15 protein-coding genes are annotated in these 17512 nt (G+C 58.9%); 3 read left to right on the plus strand and 12 right to left on the minus strand.

Annotated elements, in window-relative coordinates:
- Nucleotides 1-42 precede the first annotated feature (42 nt).
- From D8U71_RS22035 to D8U71_RS22090, 11 genes are all read right to left on the minus strand, one after another.
- Nucleotides 43-717, minus strand: a complete 675-nt coding sequence (locus D8U71_RS22035; protein ID WP_016775278.1) for an NADH-quinone oxidoreductase subunit B — start codon at nt 715-717, stop codon at nt 43-45.
- 10 nt (nt 718-727) lie between these two features.
- A complete protein-coding gene (locus D8U71_RS22040) occupies nt 728-1141 on the minus strand; it encodes an NADH-quinone oxidoreductase subunit A (RefSeq protein WP_003223812.1) in 414 nt (137 codons plus the stop codon).
- A gap of 646 nt (nt 1142-1787) precedes the next feature.
- Nucleotides 1788-3113, minus strand: coding sequence for an isocitrate lyase (gene aceA / locus D8U71_RS22050; RefSeq protein ID WP_016775277.1), 1326 nt, complete (start codon nt 3111-3113; stop codon nt 1788-1790).
- A 475-nt stretch (nt 3114-3588) separates the two neighbouring features.
- Nucleotides 3589-4350, minus strand: a complete 762-nt coding sequence (locus tag D8U71_RS22055; protein WP_073471299.1) for a secretin N-terminal domain-containing protein — start codon at nt 4348-4350, stop codon at nt 3589-3591.
- A gap of 288 nt (nt 4351-4638) precedes the next feature.
- The gene (locus D8U71_RS22060; RefSeq protein WP_130888674.1) at nt 4639-5064 is read right to left on the minus strand and encodes a GNAT family N-acetyltransferase; all 426 of its coding nucleotides are present in this window, start codon (nt 5062-5064) and stop codon (nt 4639-4641) included.
- Nucleotides 5057-6226, minus strand: a complete 1170-nt coding sequence (locus D8U71_RS22065; RefSeq protein WP_016775274.1) for a cupin domain-containing protein — start codon at nt 6224-6226, stop codon at nt 5057-5059. The genes D8U71_RS22060 and D8U71_RS22065 overlap by 8 nt, the downstream gene beginning before the upstream one ends.
- 86 nt (nt 6227-6312) lie before the next feature.
- Nucleotides 6313-7683, minus strand: coding sequence for an adenylosuccinate lyase (gene purB, locus D8U71_RS22070; protein ID WP_003223822.1), 1371 nt, complete (start codon nt 7681-7683; stop codon nt 6313-6315).
- A gap of 126 nt (nt 7684-7809) precedes the next feature.
- Complete coding sequence (hflD, locus tag D8U71_RS22075; RefSeq protein WP_039763308.1) at nt 7810-8433, minus strand: high frequency lysogenization protein HflD; 624 nt, start codon at nt 8431-8433, stop codon at nt 7810-7812.
- Nucleotides 8430-9554, minus strand: coding sequence for a tRNA 2-thiouridine(34) synthase MnmA (mnmA, locus tag D8U71_RS22080; protein WP_003223826.1), 1125 nt, complete (start codon nt 9552-9554; stop codon nt 8430-8432). Before mnmA ends, hflD begins: the two co-directional genes overlap by 4 nt.
- A gap of 59 nt (nt 9555-9613) precedes the next feature.
- Complete coding sequence (locus D8U71_RS22085) at nt 9614-10060, minus strand: NUDIX hydrolase (protein ID WP_130888675.1); 447 nt, start codon at nt 10058-10060, stop codon at nt 9614-9616.
- A 189-nt stretch (nt 10061-10249) separates the two neighbouring features.
- Complete coding sequence (locus tag D8U71_RS22090) at nt 10250-12475, minus strand: NADP-dependent isocitrate dehydrogenase (RefSeq protein ID WP_071172899.1); 2226 nt, start codon at nt 12473-12475, stop codon at nt 10250-10252.
- Nucleotides 12476-12956: 481 nt separating this feature from the next.
- Between D8U71_RS22090 and icd the strand changes: the two genes are divergently transcribed.
- Nucleotides 12957-14213: an NADP-dependent isocitrate dehydrogenase gene (gene icd, locus D8U71_RS22095; RefSeq protein WP_024013414.1), complete on the plus strand. Its 1257-nt coding sequence runs from the start codon at nt 12957-12959 to the stop codon at nt 14211-14213.
- A gap of 77 nt (nt 14214-14290) precedes the next feature.
- Here icd and D8U71_RS22100 read toward each other — a convergent pair whose 3' ends face one another.
- Nucleotides 14291-14572, minus strand: coding sequence for a cold shock domain-containing protein (locus D8U71_RS22100; protein ID WP_130888676.1), 282 nt, complete (start codon nt 14570-14572; stop codon nt 14291-14293).
- 224 nt (nt 14573-14796) lie between these two features.
- Here D8U71_RS22100 and clpS point away from each other — a divergent pair, with 224 nt between their 5' ends.
- Together clpS and clpA are read left to right on the plus strand one after the other, a co-directional pair.
- On the plus strand, nt 14797-15180 hold the full coding sequence (clpS, locus tag D8U71_RS22105; RefSeq protein ID WP_011334948.1) for an ATP-dependent Clp protease adapter ClpS: 384 nt from the start codon (nt 14797-14799) through the stop codon (nt 15178-15180).
- Between the two features lie 30 nt (nt 15181-15210).
- Nucleotides 15211-17481: an ATP-dependent Clp protease ATP-binding subunit ClpA gene (gene clpA / locus D8U71_RS22110; RefSeq protein WP_016775266.1), complete on the plus strand. Its 2271-nt coding sequence runs from the start codon at nt 15211-15213 to the stop codon at nt 17479-17481.
- The last annotated feature ends 31 nt before the right edge of the window (nt 17482-17512 follow it).

Here is a 17512-nt window from a genome sequence, read left to right on the forward strand (position 1 = left end):
AAAGAATGAAGCCAGCTTCTCGTTACTTGGAACAGAACTGGATCAGACTTCGTCAGGGCTGCGCAGATTGGTGACTGCGATTCGCTGTTCGCGGCGCTGTTCCTTCTGCGATGGCATGTCGGCGCGGTACACGCCTTGATCACCAACGACCCAGGAAAGCGGACGACGCTCCTGTCCAATCGATTCCTGCAACAGCATCAAGCCTTGCAGAAATGCTTCCGGACGGGGCGGGCAGCCAGGTACGTAGACGTCCACGGGCAGGAACTTGTCCACCCCTTGAACCACGGAGTAGATGTCGTACATGCCGCCGGAGTTGGCGCACGAACCCATGGAGATAACCCATTTCGGTTCGAGCATTTGCTCGTAGAGACGCTGGATGATCGGCGCCATCTTGATGAAGCAGGTACCGGCGATAACCATGAAGTCGGCCTGACGCGGCGAGGCCCGGATCACTTCGGCGCCAAAGCGCGCGATGTCGTGGGGCGCCGTGAAGGCGGTGGTCATTTCCACGTAGCAGCACGACAGGCCGAAGTTGTACGGCCACAGGGAGTTCTTACGCCCCCAGTTGACCGCGCCACTCAGCACGTCTTCCAGCTTGCCCATGAAAATGTTTTTGTGGACTTGATCTTCTAACGGATCGGCAACGGTTTCCCGCTGGCCAATCGGATACTGCTCGTTAGGAGCATCGGGGTCGATCCTGGTGAGATTGTATTGCATTGCCAAAGCCTCATTGTTTCAGCTTCGCCTGCCGCTTGCGACGAGCTTCCGGAGCCCAGTCAAGGGCGCCCACTCGGAACAGGTAGACAAGACCTGCCAACAGAATTGCTATGAAAACGAGAGCTTCGACGAATCCGGTCCAGCCGCTTTCGCGGACGGACACAGACCATGCAAAGAGAAAGAGGGCTTCGATATCGAAGATCACGAAGAGCATCGCGACCAGATAGAATTTGGCTGAGAGCCGCAAGCGGGCGCCACCGGTAGGTAGCATGCCCGACTCGAACGGTTCGTTTTTGCTGCGACCCCAGGCTTTTGACCCGAGGAGGCTGGAGACGCCAAGCATGAAGGCACACAGGCCGACGACACCCAGAAGGAAAATGGCAAAGCCCCAGTTGTGGGCCATGAGTCCTGTCGCTTCGGGCATGCTGGTAATCCTTAACAGAGAGCAAAGGTCTCTGAGCTTGATAAAGAAATAAGGCAGTGACGATATGTCGCAGCAATCAATCGGGCTGATTTTATGGCTAAACACCCGGCAAGTAAAATTCCAAAGGCGAAATTATTTACCGGATTAAGGACATAGCGTCTCCTGAAGGCGCTGCGGCCCATGCGTTGCGGGCATTAGCCGGGTTTCCATCAATTATGTTTTGTAGAGTTTGTAACGAACATAGTTGCGGCTAAATGATAATTGATATCGTTTGGCGTGGTTTTGTAACTGTTTAACGAGTGAGTGGCTGGGAAGTTGTCTTACTTGCGCGTTACTGCAAGTAGCGAAGCCTACCGTTTTAACGGAAATTTCTGACGCTTGTAGCGCTTCAGATCAATGCTTCGTCTCGCGGCTGACGGTAGCCCTGTGGGAGCGAGCCTGCTCGCGAAAGCGAAGGATCAGCCTCCAGATGTGCAAGCTGACTTATCGCCTTCGCGAGCAGGCTCGCTCCCACAGGGGATTTGTAGTGTCTTTGAGATTCCAACAGGCAAAAAAACGCCCCGATCCAGTCGGGGCGTCAGTTTTGCGGCTCTGCGGTTAGCTTTTTATTCGATCCGCAAAGGCCGTTTGCTCAGGTGAGGCCGAATCAGTGGAACTGTTCTTCTTCGGTCGAACCGGTCAGCGCGGTCACCGAGGACGAGCCGCCCTGGATCACGGTGGTCATGTCGTCGAAGTAGCCAGTGCCCACTTCCTGCTGGTGCGCAACGAAGGTGTAACCCTTGGCGGCGTCAGCGAATTCCTGCTCTTGCAGCTTCACGTAGGCAGTCATGTCGTTGCGGGCGTAGTCGTGCGCCAGGTTGAACATGCTGTGCCACATGTTGTGAATGCCGGCCAGGGTGATGAACTGGTGCTTGTAGCCCATGGCGGACAGTTCGCGCTGGAATTTGGCGATGGTCGCGTCGTCCAGGTTCTTCTTCCAGTTGAAGGAAGGCGAGCAGTTGTACGACAGCAGCTGGTCCGGGTATTCCTTCTTGATCGCTTCAGCGAAGCGACGGGCTTCTTCCAGATCCGGTTTGGCGGTTTCGCACCAGATCAGATCGGCATACGGCGCGTAAGCCAGGCCACGGGCGATCGCTTGATCCAGGCCGGCACGTACCTTGTAGAAACCTTCCTGAGTACGCTCGCCGGTCACGAATGGCTGATCGTACGGGTCGCAGTCGGAAGTCAGCAGGTCAGCCGCGTTGGCGTCGGTGCGGGCCAGAATGATGGTCGGCGTGCCGGCAACGTCAGCGGCCAGACGGGCAGCGGTCAGCTTCTGCACGGCTTCCTGGGTTGGCACCAGAACCTTGCCGCCCATGTGGCCGCATTTCTTCACCGAAGCCAGTTGGTCTTCGAAGTGAACGCCAGCGGCGCCTGCTTCGATCATGCTCTTCATCAGCTCGTAGGCGTTGAGTACGCCGCCGAAACCGGCTTCAGCGTCGGCCACGATTGGCGCGAAGTAGTCGATGTAGCCGTCGTCGCCCGGGTTTTTGCCGGCTTTCCACTGGATCTGGTCAGCGCGACGGAACGAGTTGTTGATGCGCTTGACCACGGTTGGCACCGAGTCCACCGGGTACAGCGACTGGTCCGGGTACATCGATTCTGCGGAGTTGTTGTCCGCAGCCACCTGCCAGCCGGACAGGTAGATCGCCTGGATACCGGCCTTGACCTGCTGAACAGCCTGGCCGCCGGTCAGGGCGCCCATGCAGTTGACGAAATCTTTCTCTGGACGGAAGGACGGCTTGGCACCCTGGGTGACCAGGTTCCACAGCTTCTCGGCGCCCATCTTCGCGAAGGTGTGCTCTGGCTGAACCGAGCCACGCAGGCGGACCACGTCGGCAGCGGAGTAAGTGCGAGTCACGCCTTTCCAGCGCGGGTTCTCGGCCCAGTCTTTTTCGAGGGCTGCAATTTGCTGTTCGCGTGTCAGTGCCATGGAGATAAACCTCGTCGCGTCTTTTATGAAAAGTTGTTCTGCGGTGGAAAATTCCTGCGCTCGCTGACCAGAAGCTTAGGTGGTCAAGTCGGATTCGGCGGGGTAGGCGACGGGATGAACGATGGGCTCGAGGGGAAGTGAGCAGGTAGTGGCGGACTGCGGGGCGCATGCGGGCGTCGTGGGCCTTTATACGGACAACAGCGTGAAGCCGGGTTACCTAAATACGCTTCCGTCCCTCGGGACAACTTCGTTCCAGTCGGCAACCTCGTCAAACACACCTTGTGGGCGGTACAGACACGAAACGGCTCGCGGGGTAGGTGCGAGCGGCGCTTCGAAGGCCCTTGCCAGGGCCTCTGATTAGCGGGAGCGAGGCCATCATGCCTTCGCTTTTTTTTCGCGTCAAACGTTTTGTAGTGCTTTTTTTCAAGCACTACATCTTTCGTCTAATACGACTAATCAGTCAGTTTTCGGCGCTTTAGTCCAGCGTGTCGACTTTCACCCGCAAGGTCATGTCATCCCGGCCTTGAGTCGAGTAGCTGCGGGTCAGGCCCTGTTTATCGGCCTGAGTCTGGCTATTGACGCCTGCCAGAGTGATCCATTCACCGAGGCGCCCGGTGACGGTTGTGTCGGTGCTTTGCACGTTCACTACATCGGGACGTTCCTGGCTCATGCGGTCACGGTTGGTACTGATCGCCAGATGAACGGTCTCGCCGGTGACGCTGGCGGTGACGTAGAAACCCTGGGTGACGTTGCGGTATTGGGTCTCGCTGCTGTAACCGCCGTAGGAATCGCTCTGGGTGTTGGTGATCGGCACGCTCTGGCCGACCTGGATCAGCGCCGGAGTGCCTTCGCTGGTCTGCACTTGCTGAACGCCGCCGTTGCGGCTGGTGGTGCTGCGGCTGATGATCCGGGTCTGGCTCGGCTGGGCGCCATTGACCGCATAACCTTCGTCGCCACGGCCGTTGTTTTCGTTGGTGTCGACGGTGATCAGCAAGCGCTTCGGTGCGGTATCGAGTTGCGCCAGCAGATCCTTCAACTCCTGAATCTTGCCCGGCTCGGCCTTGACGATCAGCTGATTGCCGTAAGCGCTGACCTGACCGTCCTGGCCGATGAAGTCCTGCGCCACTGGCAGCATGTCAGCGCTGGTGTGGTATTTGAGGGGAACGATTTCTGTGGCTGCCAGCACCGAAAAACTGCAGCCGAGCAGTAGGGTGGTGAGCAGGGTGCGTAGGGACATGTCCGTTATCTCCGCGTTCGAAAGGCTTGATATTGCCAGTTTGTCGGCCCGGGGTGGGGCAAGTTGAATCGTAGACAGCAAAACGCCCCGGCATCGGTGGATGGCGGGGCGTTTGGTGGTGTTCTTGCGGCCTTTTGTGGTGAGGGGATTTATCCCCGCTCGGCTGCGCAGCAGTCGCCGACCCAGCGCGCTCGATTTAACTGACTCACCGAGTTTGCTGGATTTGGGGCTGCTTCGCACCCCAGCGGGGATAAATCCCCTCGCCACAGGGATCTAGAGATCTCGGAGTCAGGCCGAATGCCGAACCATGTCGACATGCGGAATCCCGGCCTCAAGAAACTCTTCGCTGACCAGGCTGAAACCCAGGCGCTCGTAGAACGCCGTGGCTTGCACCTGAGCGCTGAGCTTCTGCTGCTTCAAACCGCGCGCTTCAGCTTCGGCGATGACCGCTTGCATCAGCGCATCACCGACCTTCATTCCGCGCCAGTCTTTGAGTACTGAAACGCGGCCGATGTGCCCGTCGGGCAACAGCCGCGCCGTGCCGATCGGGAAGTCGCCTTCGAACGCCAGAAAATGCACGGCGGTCGCGTCATCGGCGTCCCACTCAAGCTCGGGTGGCACCGATTGTTCGGCGACGAACACCGTTTCACGAATGCGCCGGATCTCGGCGATATCCTTCTGCCAGTCTGCGACACGAACGCGAATTTTATTCATCGGCGAACCCCAGGCTTCCTTGCTTGACCAGTTCGCAGAGCAGGCTGCGGCCGTCTTCGTCGCTCAGCCACTCGCCGAGGTTATCGGCATGCAGGGCGTCAGCGGCGCAGATCAGCTTCAGCAGTTCGCGCAGCTTGCCCGGCAGGTAGCGGCTCTGGCCACTGGCGAACAGCAGGAGATCGTCGTCGACTTCCGACCAGGCCAGGCGCGCGCTCGGGTTGCGGATCAGCACGGCGCCATCCTGCAGGGCGGCGAGGAAGTCTTCTTCTTCGACGTCTTCCGGGCCGACCACCAGTTCCGGGTAGCGCGGCTCGGTCATGTACTGGCCGAACCAGGTCAGCAGCAGACGCTCGTCGCTCATGTGCTCGGCGAGCAGGCTTTTCAGGCGATCCAGCGCATCGTGTTGAATCTGGTGCGGATCGACCGCCGGCTTGGCGTCGGCATCGGTGTAGCGCTCTTCGTCGGTCAGGAACTGGCTGAGGAAGTCGGTGAAGTGGGTCAGCACTTCAGCGGCGCTCGGCGCGCGGAAGCCGACCGAGTAGGTCATGCAGTTGTCGACCGCGACACCGCAATGGGCCAGGCGCGGCGGCAGGTAGAGCATGTCGCCCGGTTCCAGCACCCATTCTTCGGTTTCGTGGAATTCAGCGAGGATGCGCAGGTCGGCGTGTTGCAGCAGCGGGCTCTCGGAATCGCACATCTGGCCGATTTTCCAGTTGCGCTTGCCGTGGCCCTGCAGCAGGAAAACATCGTAATTGTCGAAATGCGGGCCGACGCTGCCACCCGGTGCGGCAAAGCTGATCATCACGTCGTCGACGCGCCAGCTCGGCAGGAAGCGGAAGTTTTCCAGCAGTTCGCTGACTTCCGGCACGAACTGGTCAACCGCCTGCACCAGCAGCGTCCACTCTTTTTCTGGCAATTTGCTGAACTCGTCTTCGGCAAACGGGCCGCGACGCAGTTCCCATGGGCGCTCGCCGTGCTCGATCACCAGGCGCGATTCGACTTCTTCTTCCAGGGCCAGGCCGGCCAGTTCGTCGGCGTCGATCGGGCTTTCGAAGTCAGGAATCGCCTGACGGATCAGCAGCGGTTTTTTCTGCCAGTAGTCACGCAGGAATTCGCGTGCTGTGAGGCCGCCCAGAAGTTGAAGAGGAATATCGGAATTCATATGTAACCTATTGAAAAAAAGCACTTTTCAGACGGGAATAAAAACGCCCGGCGCGGCCGGGCGTCTCAAGCGGGGCAAACGGACGATCAGATGCGTTTGGCTTGTGCCACTGCGTTGCCGATGTAGTTGGCCGGGGTCAGTTGCTTGAGCTCGGCTTTGGCTTCGGCTGGCATGTCCAGGCCATCGATGAAAGTCTGCAACGCTTCAGGGCTGATGCCCTTGCCACGGGTCAGTTCTTTCAGCTTTTCGTACGGGTTTTCGATGTTGTAGCGACGCATCACGGTCTGGATCGGCTCAGCCAATACTTCCCAGCAAGCATCGAGGTCGGCGGCAATTTTCTGCTCGTTGAGCTCAAGTTTGCTGATGCCTTTGAGGCTGGCTTCGTAAGCGATCACGCTGTGAGCGAAGCCGACACCGAGGTTGCGCAGGACGGTGGAGTCGGTCAGGTCGCGCTGCCAGCGGGAAATCGGCAGCTTGCTCGCCAGGTGCTGGAACAGTGCGTTGGCGATACCCAGGTTGCCTTCGGAGTTTTCGAAGTCGATCGGGTTGACCTTGTGCGGCATGGTCGACGAACCGATTTCGCCAGCGATGGTGCGCTGCTTGAAATAACCCAGGGAAATGTAGCCCCAGATGTCGCGGTCGAAGTCGATCAGGATGGTGTTGAAACGCGCAATGGCGTCGAACAGCTCGGCGATGTAGTCGTGTGGTTCGATCTGCGTGGTGTACGGGTTGAAGCCCAGGCCCAGCTCGTCTTCGATGAAGGCGCGGGCATTGGCTTCCCAGTCGATCTGCGGGTAGGCCGACAGGTGCGCGTTGTAGTTGCCGACGGCGCCGTTGATCTTGCCCAGCAGCGGCACGGCAGCGACCTGAGCGATCTGACGCTCGAGACGGTAAACCACGTTGGCCAGCTCTTTACCCAGAGTGGTCGGCGAAGCCGGCTGACCGTGGGTGCGCGACAGCATCGGCACGTCGGCGAAACGGATGGCCAGTTCGCGGATGGCGTTGGCGGTCTGGCGCATCAGCGGCAGCATCACGTCGTCACGGCCTTCGCGCAGCATCAGGGCGTGGGACAGGTTGTTGATGTCTTCGCTGGTGCAGGCAAAGTGGATGAATTCGCTGACCTTGGCCAGCTCCGGCAGCTTGGCCGCCTGCTCTTTGAGCAGGTATTCGATCGCTTTGACGTCGTGGTTGGTGGTGCGCTCGATCTCTTTGACGCGCTCGGCGTGCTCCAGCGAGAAGTTTTCAGCCAGTTCGTTGAGAACGGCGTTGGCCTCGGCGGAGAAGGCTGGCACTTCAGGGATGCCAGCGTGGGCGGCCAGGCGCTGGAGCCAGCGCACTTCAACCAGAACGCGGGCACGGATCAGGCCGTACTCGCTGAAAATCGGGCGCAGGGCCTGGGTTTTGCCGGCGTAGCGGCCGTCAACAGGGGAAACCGCAGTGAGCGAAGAGAGCTGCATGGGGTGTTCTCGGACAGTCGGGCAACGAAATGGGGCGCGTATCATACATGAAAAAATCCGCCGGTCCGTCGCCAACTGACCGGCGTATTACGCGTTACAGACTACAAAGCCTTCATGACGCGGCGTTTACTCGCTGCGCATCAACGGATAAAGCTCTTTAAGCAGCTTGCGACGGCTGATCACCAACTGCCAGCGATGGCCACCGAGCTGACGCCACAGGCGCGCCGAGCGGATACCCGCGAGGAGCAGGGCGCGGATCTTCGAGGCATTGCTCGGCTGCTGCAGGTTGCGCATGTCGCCGTGCACCTGAATGCGCTGGCGCAGGGTGCTTAACGTGTCCTGATACAACGCACCGCAAGCGGCGACGACGTTTTCGTGCGCAGGGCCAAAATGCTCCACCTGCGACTGAATCTGCGGCAGGCGTTTGGCAATCGTCTCAAGCATGTCGTCACGCTTGGCCAGTTGCCGCTCCAGACCGAGCATCGACAGCGCGTAGCGCAACGGCTCGCGCTGCAAGGTGCTCGGATCGCGCTCCAGCGCGCCGATCAATGCGCGGTAACCCTCGCGCAGATTGATGTCGTCGCCGCCGTATACATCCAGCGTATCTTTTGGGTCGCGGACCAGCAGGCTGCCGAGCATGCAACTCAGGCCGGCCTCGTTGGTCTGGCCAGTCTTGGCGATGCGATCGACCAGCACGGCGGCGAGAAACACACCGCCCAGCGCTGTCAGTTGTTCCTGAGTCGGGCTCATGCCTGGCCGCTCCACGGCTCGGCCACTTCGATCACGCCGCCGCCGAGGCAGATTTCACCGTCATAGAAAACGACCGACTGGCCCGGCGTCACCGCGCGTTGCGGTTCGTCAAACACGGCGCGGTAGCCGCTGGCGGTTTTTTCCAGGGTGCAGGCCTGATCGCTCTGGCGATAGCGCACTTTCGCCGTCAGGCGCAGCGGCTGGCTCAGATCGATTGGATTGACCCAGTAGATTTCCGAAGCAAGCAGGGCGCTGGAGAACAGCCACGGATGGTTGTTGCCCTGGCCGACGATCAGTTCGTTGGTGTCGAGATCCTTGCGCAGCACATACCACGGCTCATCGCCGGCATCCTTCAAGCCGCCGATGCCGAGGCCCTGACGCTGGCCGATGGTGTGGTACATCAAGCCGTGGTGACGGCCGATGACTTCGCCTTCGGTGGTCTTGATCTCACCCGGTTGTGCCGGCAGGTACTGCTTGAGGAAATCGCTGAAACGGCGCTCGCCGATGAAGCAGATCCCGGTGGAATCCTTCTTCTTGGCGGTGGCCAGTTCGTATTTCTCGGCAATCGCGCGGACTTCAGGCTTTTCCAGTTCGCCGACCGGGAACAGGGTCTTGGCGATCTGTTCGCCACCAACGGCGTGCAGGAAATAGCTCTGATCCTTGTTCGGATCGAGGCCCTTGAGCAGTTCGGTGCGGCCATCGATGTCGCGGCGGCGCACGTAGTGACCGGTGGCGATCAGGTCGGCACCGAGCATCATCGCGTAGTCGAGAAACGCTTTGAACTTGATCTCGCGGTTGCACAGGATGTCCGGGTTCGGCGTACGCCCGGCCTTGTACTCGGCGAGGAAGTGCTCGAACACGTTGTCCCAGTACTCGGCGGCAAAGTTGGCGGTGTGCAGCTTGATGCCGATCTTGTCGCAGACAGCCTGAGCATCCGCCAGGTCGTCCATGGCGGTGCAGTATTCCGTTCCGTCGTCTTCTTCCCAGTTCTTCATGAACAGGCCTTCCACTTCATAACCCTGCTCGATCAGCAGAAGGGCAGAAACGGAAGAGTCCACGCCGCCGGACATGCCGACAATGACGCGCTTCTTGGATGTGTCAGAAGGGGCTGGATCACGCATAGGGATTCAATGAGTGTCTTGGAAAAGGGCGCGATTCTATCAGGCTCACGGCCGCAAGGCTAAAGAGAAGGGCGGATCAGTTCGAGGCTGAAGTGATGACCGGCCAGATAATCGTCGATGCAGCGGATGATCAGCTCGCTGCGCCAGTTGTCACGCTGGGCGATTAATTCGTCGCGGGTCAGCCACTTGGCGCCGACAATGCCGTCGTCGAGCTGGTAATCCGGATGATGCTGCACGGCTTTGGCGCTGAAGCATATGCGCTGGTAAGTCACGCCGTTGCTCGGTGCGGTGTACAGATAAATGCCGATCACGCCGGTGGGTTCGACGTCCCAACCGGTCTCTTCGAGGGTTTCGCGAATGGCCGCGTCGATCAGGGTTTCATCCGGATCGAGATGCCCGGCGGGCTGGTTGAGCACATTGCGCCCGCCCTTGTGCTCTTCGACCATCAGGAAGCGGCTGTTGTCCTCGACGATGGTGGCGACGGTGATGTGGGGGAGCCATTCCATAAGATTTCCTCGACGGTAGCGCGGTCAACTGTGGGAGCGAGCCTGCTCGCGAAAGCGGTGGGTCAGTCAACGAAGGTGCTGAATGATAAACCGCATTCGCGAGCAGGCTCGCTCCCACAAGGGATTTATGTTGTCAGTAGAAACACAAACCCCGGCACTCGGCCGGGGTTTGTTTACCGCATTACAACCTTAAACCAGCGCAGCAATCGCCGCGTTGAAGGTTGCGCTTGGGCGCATGGCCTTGCTGATCAACTCGGCGTCGGCGTGGTAGTAACCGCCGATGTCGACTGGCTTGCCCTGCACGGCGTTGAGCTCGGCAACGATGGTCGCTTCGTTCTCGGTCAGGGTTTTGGCCAGAGTCGCGAACTGCGCTTGCAGTGCAGCGTCTTCAGTCTGGGCGGCCAGGGCCTGAGCCCAGTACATCGCCAGGTAGAAGTGGCTGCCGCGGTTGTCGATGTTGCCGACTTTGCGCGATGGCGACTTGTTGTTGTCGAGGAACTGACCGGTGGCCTGGTCCAGGGTTTTCGACAGCACCAGTGCTTTCGGGTTGTTGTAGTTCACACCCAGGTGCTCAAGGGAAGCGGCGAGGGCAAGGAACTCACCCAGCGAATCCCAGCGCAGGAAGTTTTCTTCAACCAGTTGCTGCACGTGCTTCGGCGCCGAACCGCCGGCGCCGGTTTCGAACAGACCACCGCCATTCATCAGCGGTACGATCGACAGCATCTTGGCGCTGGTGCCCAGTTCCATGATCGGGAACAGGTCGGTCAGGTAGTCGCGCAGTACGTTGCCGGTCACCGAAATGGTGTCCTTGCCTTCGCGGGTGCGCTGCAGGGTGTACTTCATCGCGTCGACCGGCGCCATGATCTGGATGTCCAGACCGCTGGTGTCGTGATCCTTCAGGTAGGCCTGAACCTTCTCGATCACCACGCCATCGTGAGCGCGCATCGGGTCGAGCCAGAAGATCGCCGGCGTGCTGCTCGCGCGGGCACGGTTGACGGCCAGTTTGACCCAGTCCTGGATCGGCGCGTCTTTGGTCTGGCACATGCGGAAGATGTCGCCGGCTTCGACAGCCTGTTCCATCAGCAGCTTGCCTTTGCTGTCGGTGACGCGAACAACGCCGTCAGCCTTGATCTGGAAGGTCTTGTCGTGGGAGCCGTACTCTTCGGCTTTCTTCGCCATCAGGCCGACGTTCGGCACGCTGCCCATGGTGGTCGGATCGAAAGCGCCGTTGGCTTTGCAATCTTCGATCACAGCCTGGTAGATGGTCGCGTAGCAACGATCCGGGATCACAGCCTTGGTGTCGTGCAGCTGACCGTCGGTGCCCCACATCTTGCCGGAGTCACGGATCATCGCTGGCATCGAGGCGTCAACGATGACGTCGCTCGGTACGTGCAGGTTGGTGATGCCTTTGTCGGAGTTGACCATCGCCAGCGACGGACGAACGGCGTAGACCGCTGCGATATCGGCTTCGATCTGCGCTTGCTGCTCGGCCGGCAGGGCCTTGATGCGTGCGTACAGATCGCCGATGCCGTTGTTCAGGTTGAAGCCGATCTGGTTCAGCACGTCAGCGTGCTTGGTCAGTGCGTCTTTATAGAACTCGGCAACGATCTGGCCGAACATGATCGGGTCGGAGACCTTCATCATGGTCGCTTTCAAGTGAACCGAGAGCAGCACGCCCTGGGCCTTGGCGCTTTCGATCTCGGCAGCGATGAACGCACGCAGGGCGTTTTTGCTCATCACGGCGCAGTCGAGGATCTCGCCAGCCTGAACGGTGGTTTTTTCTTTCAGAACGGTGGCAGCACCGTCCTTGGCGATCAGTTCGATCTTCACAGCGTCAGCGGCGTCGATCAGGACAGCTTTTTCGCTGCCGTAGAAATCGCCGGTGCTCATGTGCGCGACGTGAGACTTGGAGTCCTTGGCCCAGGCGCCCATTTTGTGCGGGTGCTTGCGCGCGTAGTTCTTCACCGACAGCGGAGCGCGGCGGTCGGAGTTGCCTTCACGCAGAACCGGGTTCACGGCGCTGCCCTTGACCTTGTCGTAACGCGCCTTGGCGTCTTTGTCGGCGTCGCTGGTCACGGTTTCCGGGTAGTCCGGCAGGTTGTAGCCCTGCGCCTGCAGCTCTTTGATCGCGGCTTGCAGCTGTGGCACCGAAGCACTGATGTTCGGCAGCTTGATGATGTTGGCTTCAGGCGTAACGGCCAGGTCGCCCAGTTCGGCGAGGTGGTCGGCTACGGCTTTGTCGCCCAGTTGCTCGGGGAAGCTTGCCAGGATGCGCGCTGCAAGAGAGATATCGCGGGTTTCCACGGCGATATCGGCCGAGGCGGTGTAAGCCTCGATGATCGGCAGCAGGGAATAGGTGGCGAGGGCAGGAGCTTCGTCGGTGAAGGTATAGATGATCTTCGAGCGGGTGGGCATATTCGGATTAACTCTCTCTTCTTTGCTAAAGCGTGCGCAGAAACTCGAGGGGCGCCGGGTAAGCGCGTTCGTTCAAAGTCATCCATGAACCGAATGTCGAGATTCTTCGCGGTGATGTTGGGTGCATCAGTAGAGCGTCAAGCAGTCAGGCTGCGGTAACAACCCGACCAATCAGGCGGAAAGTCTCGTGCTAGAGAGGCCAGCCGTCGTGACCCTGTGGTCAGCGGGCGGCATTATACATAGGTAGCTGGCAATCTGCCGATGGTTCATATGCAACGATTCTCGTCCATTGGTCTAAAGGTCGCAGGGCGCGACCGGGCAAAGACTCGTTACGAATGCTGGAGTTTGGCGCTTTTCCCTTTGCTTTCAGGCTTGTAGGAAACGAGATGTGCGCGGCGCAGGAACATAGGGTTTGCGTGTTGATTCAACTGGGTTACGCTCGAAGCAAGCCAGGTGTTCAATCCAAACAATGGAGTTCAGCATGGGTTACAAGAAGATTCAGGTTCCAGCCGTCGGTGACAAAATCACTGTCAATGCAGACCATTCTCTCAATGTTCCTGATAACCCGATCATCCCCTTCATCGAAGGTGACGGTATTGGTGTTGACATCAGTCCGGTGATGATCAAGGTTGTCGATGCTGCTGTTGAAAAGGCCTACGGCGGCAAGCGCAAGATTTCCTGGATGGAAGTCTACGCCGGCGAAAAGGCCACTCAGGTTTATGACCAGGACACCTGGCTGCCGCAGGAAACTCTCGACGCGGTCAAGGATTACGTGGTCTCCATCAAAGGCCCGCTGACCACTCCGGTCGGTGGCGGTATCCGCTCGCTGAACGTGGCCCTGCGTCAGCAGCTCGACCTGTACGTCTGCCTGCGCCCGGTGCGCTGGTTCGAGGGTGTGCCAAGCCCGGTGAAAAAGCCCGGCGACGTCGACATGACCATCTTCCGCGAGAACTCCGAAGACATCTACGCGGGTATCGAATGGAAGGCCGGTTCGCCGGAAGCCACCAAGGTCATCAAATTCCTTAAAGAAGAAATGGGCGTCACCAAGATCCGTTTCGACGAAAACTGCGGCATCGGCGTCAAGCCGGTCTCCCGCGAAGGCACCAAGCGTCTGGCGCGCAAGGCTCTGCAATATGTGGTCGACAATGACCGCGACTCGCTGACCATCGTGCACAAAGGCAACATCATGAAGTTCACCGAAGGTGCCTTCAAGGAATGGGCCTACGAAGTGGCCGCCGAAGAGTTCGGCGCGACACTGCTGGACGGCGGTCCGTGGATGCAGTTCAAGAATCCGAAAACCGGCAAGAACGTTGTGGTCAAGGACGCCATCGCCGACGCCATGCTCCAGCAGATCCTGCTGCGCCCGGCCGAATACGATGTCATCGCCACCCTCAACCTCAATGGTGACTACCTGTCGGACGCCCTGGCGGCGGAAGTGGGCGGTATCGGCATCGCGCCGGGCGCCAACCTGTCCGACACCGTGGCGATGTTCGAAGCGACCCACGGTACCGCGCCGAAATATGCCGGCAAGGACCAGGTCAACCCGGGCTCGCTGATTCTCTCGGCCGAGATGATGTTGCGTCATATGGGCTGGACCGAAGCGGCGGACCTGATCATCAAGGGCACCAACGGTGCGATCGGCGCCAAGACTGTTACTTATGATTTCGAGCGCTTGATGGATGGCGCGAAGCTGGTGTCGTCTTCCGGGTTCGGGGATGCGTTGATTTCGCATATGTAAAAGTTGCAGGCACGCAAAAACCGCCTGACTCGATGGGTTGAGTCAGGCGGTTTTTTATGACCGAATGTTTTGAGGCTTCAACTGGTTGCCGTTTGTTTTTCTTTGGCAATCGAGCTTGGCGTCGGAGCTGCTTCGACCGAATTTATCTTCACGGCATGCAAGCCTTTGGGGCCTTGAACGATCTCGAAGTTCACCGCCTGACCCGCTTTCAGGGTTTTGTACCCTTCCATTTCAATGGCCGAGTAGTGGGCAAAGAAATCAATGTCCTTGCCATCCTCATCGCGACCTTCCCGGGCGTCGGTATTGATAAAGCCGAATCCCTTGGCATTGTTGAACCATTTCACCTTGCCGACAGCCATGCTCAAATCCCTCTGCAACAGACTCCATCGCTGGAGTATCATCCACGACATCCGCAATCGAATTCGATAAAAGAATTGACTCCGCGGATCTTTTTTACCCACTGTGGGCTCTATTGGTTGTAACACCGTTTTCCCGATAGTCAAGGTGACCGGGCAGTCGTAGTTGAAAACGTGTGCAACCGCCCCCACCACTGTATTCGCACAACTGACGAACCTTTTTTTCCATGCATGCAATCAGCCAGATTCGACTAACATTCAATCAGGATCGCCCGCTTCTCCAAAAGGATCTTCCACAGGAGCACGACGACGATTCGGCAGGCGTTGCTGTTCAGGAAGCAAAGCCCGCGTTACAGGCGCCGCCGATGTATAAGGTGGTTTTGTTCAACGATGACTACACACCGATGGATTTCGTCGTCGAAGTGCTCGAGGTGTTTTTTAACCTGAATCGCGAGCTGGCGACCAAGGTCATGCTGGCCGTCCATACAGAAGGACGGGCAGTATGTGGAGTGTTTACCCGCGACATCGCCGAGACAAAGGCCATGCAGGTCAACCAGTACGCCAGGGAAAGCCAGCATCCGCTACTCTGTGAAATCGAGAAGGACGGTTAATCGCCGACCACTTGGGTATGAGGTGAAGCTATGTTAAACCGCGAGCTCGAAGTCACCCTCAATCTTGCCTTCAAGGAGGCTCGTTCGAAGCGTCATGAGTTCATGACTGTCGAACATCTCCTGCTGGCCCTATTGGATAATGAGGCTGCCGCCACCGTTTTGCGTGCCTGCGGCGCAAACCTCGACAAACTCAAGCATGATCTGCAGGAGTTCATCGACTCCACCACGCCATTGATCCCCGTGCATGACGAGGATCGCGAAACCCAGCCAACCCTGGGCTTCCAGCGTGTCCTGCAGCGTGCTGTTTTTCACGTACAGAGCTCGGGCAAACGCGAAGTGACCGGCGCCAACGTGCTGGTCGCCATCTTCAGTGAGCAAGAGAGTCAGGCCGTGTTCCTGCTGAAACAGCAGAGCGTGGCGCGCATCGATGTCGTCAACTACATCGCCCACGGCATTTCGAAAGTACCGGGGCACGGCGATCACTCTGAAGGTGAACAAGATATGCAGGACGACGAGGGCGGTGAGTCTTCTTCTTCAGGCAATCCTCTGGATGCTTATGCCAGCAACCTCAACGAACTCGCGCGCCAGGGTCGCATTGATCCGTTGGTTGGTCGTGAGTCGGAAGTCGAGCGTGTCGCGCAGATTCTTGCGCGCCGGCGCAAGAACAATCCGCTGCTGGTGGGCGAGGCAGGCGTGGGTAAGACCGCGATTGCCGAAGGCCTGGCCAAGCGCATCGTCGACAACCAAGTGCCGGATCTGCTGGCCAATGCGGTGGTTTATTCGCTCGACCTCGGCGCTCTGCTTGCGGGTACCAAGTATCGCGGTGATTTCGAGAAGCGCTTCAAGGCGCTGCTCAATGAGCTGAAAAAGCGTCCGCAGGCGATTCTGTTTATCGACGAGATCCACACCATCATCGGTGCGGGTGCTGCGTCCGGTGGCGTGATGGATGCGTCCAATCTGCTCAAGCCGCTGCTGTCGTCTGGCGACATTCGCTGCATCGGTTCGACCACGTTCCAGGAATTTCGCGGCATCTTCGAGAAGGATCGTGCCTTGGCGCGTCGCTTCCAGAAGGTCGATGTCGTCGAGCCATCGGTGGAAGACACTATTGGCATCCTGCGTGGCCTGAAAGGACGTTTCGAGCAGCATCACAATATCGAATACAGCGATGAGTCGTTGCGTGCCGCTGCCGAACTGGCGTCGCGCTACATCAATGATCGGCACATGCCGGACAAGGCCATCGACGTGATCGACGAAGCGGGCGCCTACCAGCGTCTGCAACCGGTAGAGATGCGCGTCAAGCGAATCGAAGTGCCACAGGTCGAGGACATCGTCGCGAAAATCGCGCGGATTCCGCCAAAGCACGTGACCAGTTCCGACAAGGAGCTGCTGCGTAACCTGGAGCGTGACCTGAAGCTGACGGTGTTTGGTCAGGACGCGGCGATCGATTCGCTGTCGACTGCGATCAAGCTGTCACGCGCTGGCCTCAAATCGCCGGACAAACCGGTCGGTTCGTTCCTGTTTGCCGGGCCTACCGGTGTCGGTAAAACCGAGGCCGCGCGACAACTGGCCAAGGCCCTGGGCATTGAACTGGTGCGTTTCGACATGTCCGAGTACATGGAGCGGCACACCGTTTCGCGTCTGATCGGTGCGCCTCCAGGCTATGTCGGTTTCGACCAGGGCGGTCTGTTGACCGAAGCCATTACCAAGCAGCCACATTGCGTATTGCTCCTTGATGAAATCGAGAAGGCGCATCCGGAAGTCTTCAACCTGCTGTTGCAGGTCATGGATCACGGCACGCTGACCGACAACAATGGGCGCAAAGCGGACTTCCGCAATGTGATCGTGATCATGACCACCAACGCCGGTGCCGAGACGGCCGCGCGGGCTTCGATCGGTTTCACCCATCAGGACCACTCGTCCGATGCGATGGAAGTGATCAAGAAGAGCTTCACGCCGGAATTCCGTAACCGTCTGGACACCATTATCCAGTTTGGTCGCCTCAGTCATGAGGTCATCAAGAGTGTGGTGGACAAGTTCCTCACCGAGCTTCAGGCGCAGTTGGAAGACAAGCGTGTGTTGCTTGAGGTTACCGATGCGGCGCGTAGTTGGCTGGCGGCGGGTGGTTATGACTCGGCGATGGGCGCACGTCCAATGGCGCGTCTGATCCAGGACAAGATCAAGCGTCCGCTGGCGGAGGAGATTCTGTTTGGCGAACTGGCCGAGCATGGCGGTGTGGTGCACATCGACATCAAGGATGGGGAGTTGACGTTCGACTTCGAAACCACTGCAGAAATGGCCTGACGGCTTGATGTGGATTGGAAAGGCGCCTTCG

It is taken from the genome of Pseudomonas sp. Sample_21, assembly GCF_004307525.1.
Classification (GTDB): Bacteria; Pseudomonadota; Gammaproteobacteria; order Pseudomonadales; family Pseudomonadaceae; genus Aquipseudomonas; species Aquipseudomonas atacamensis.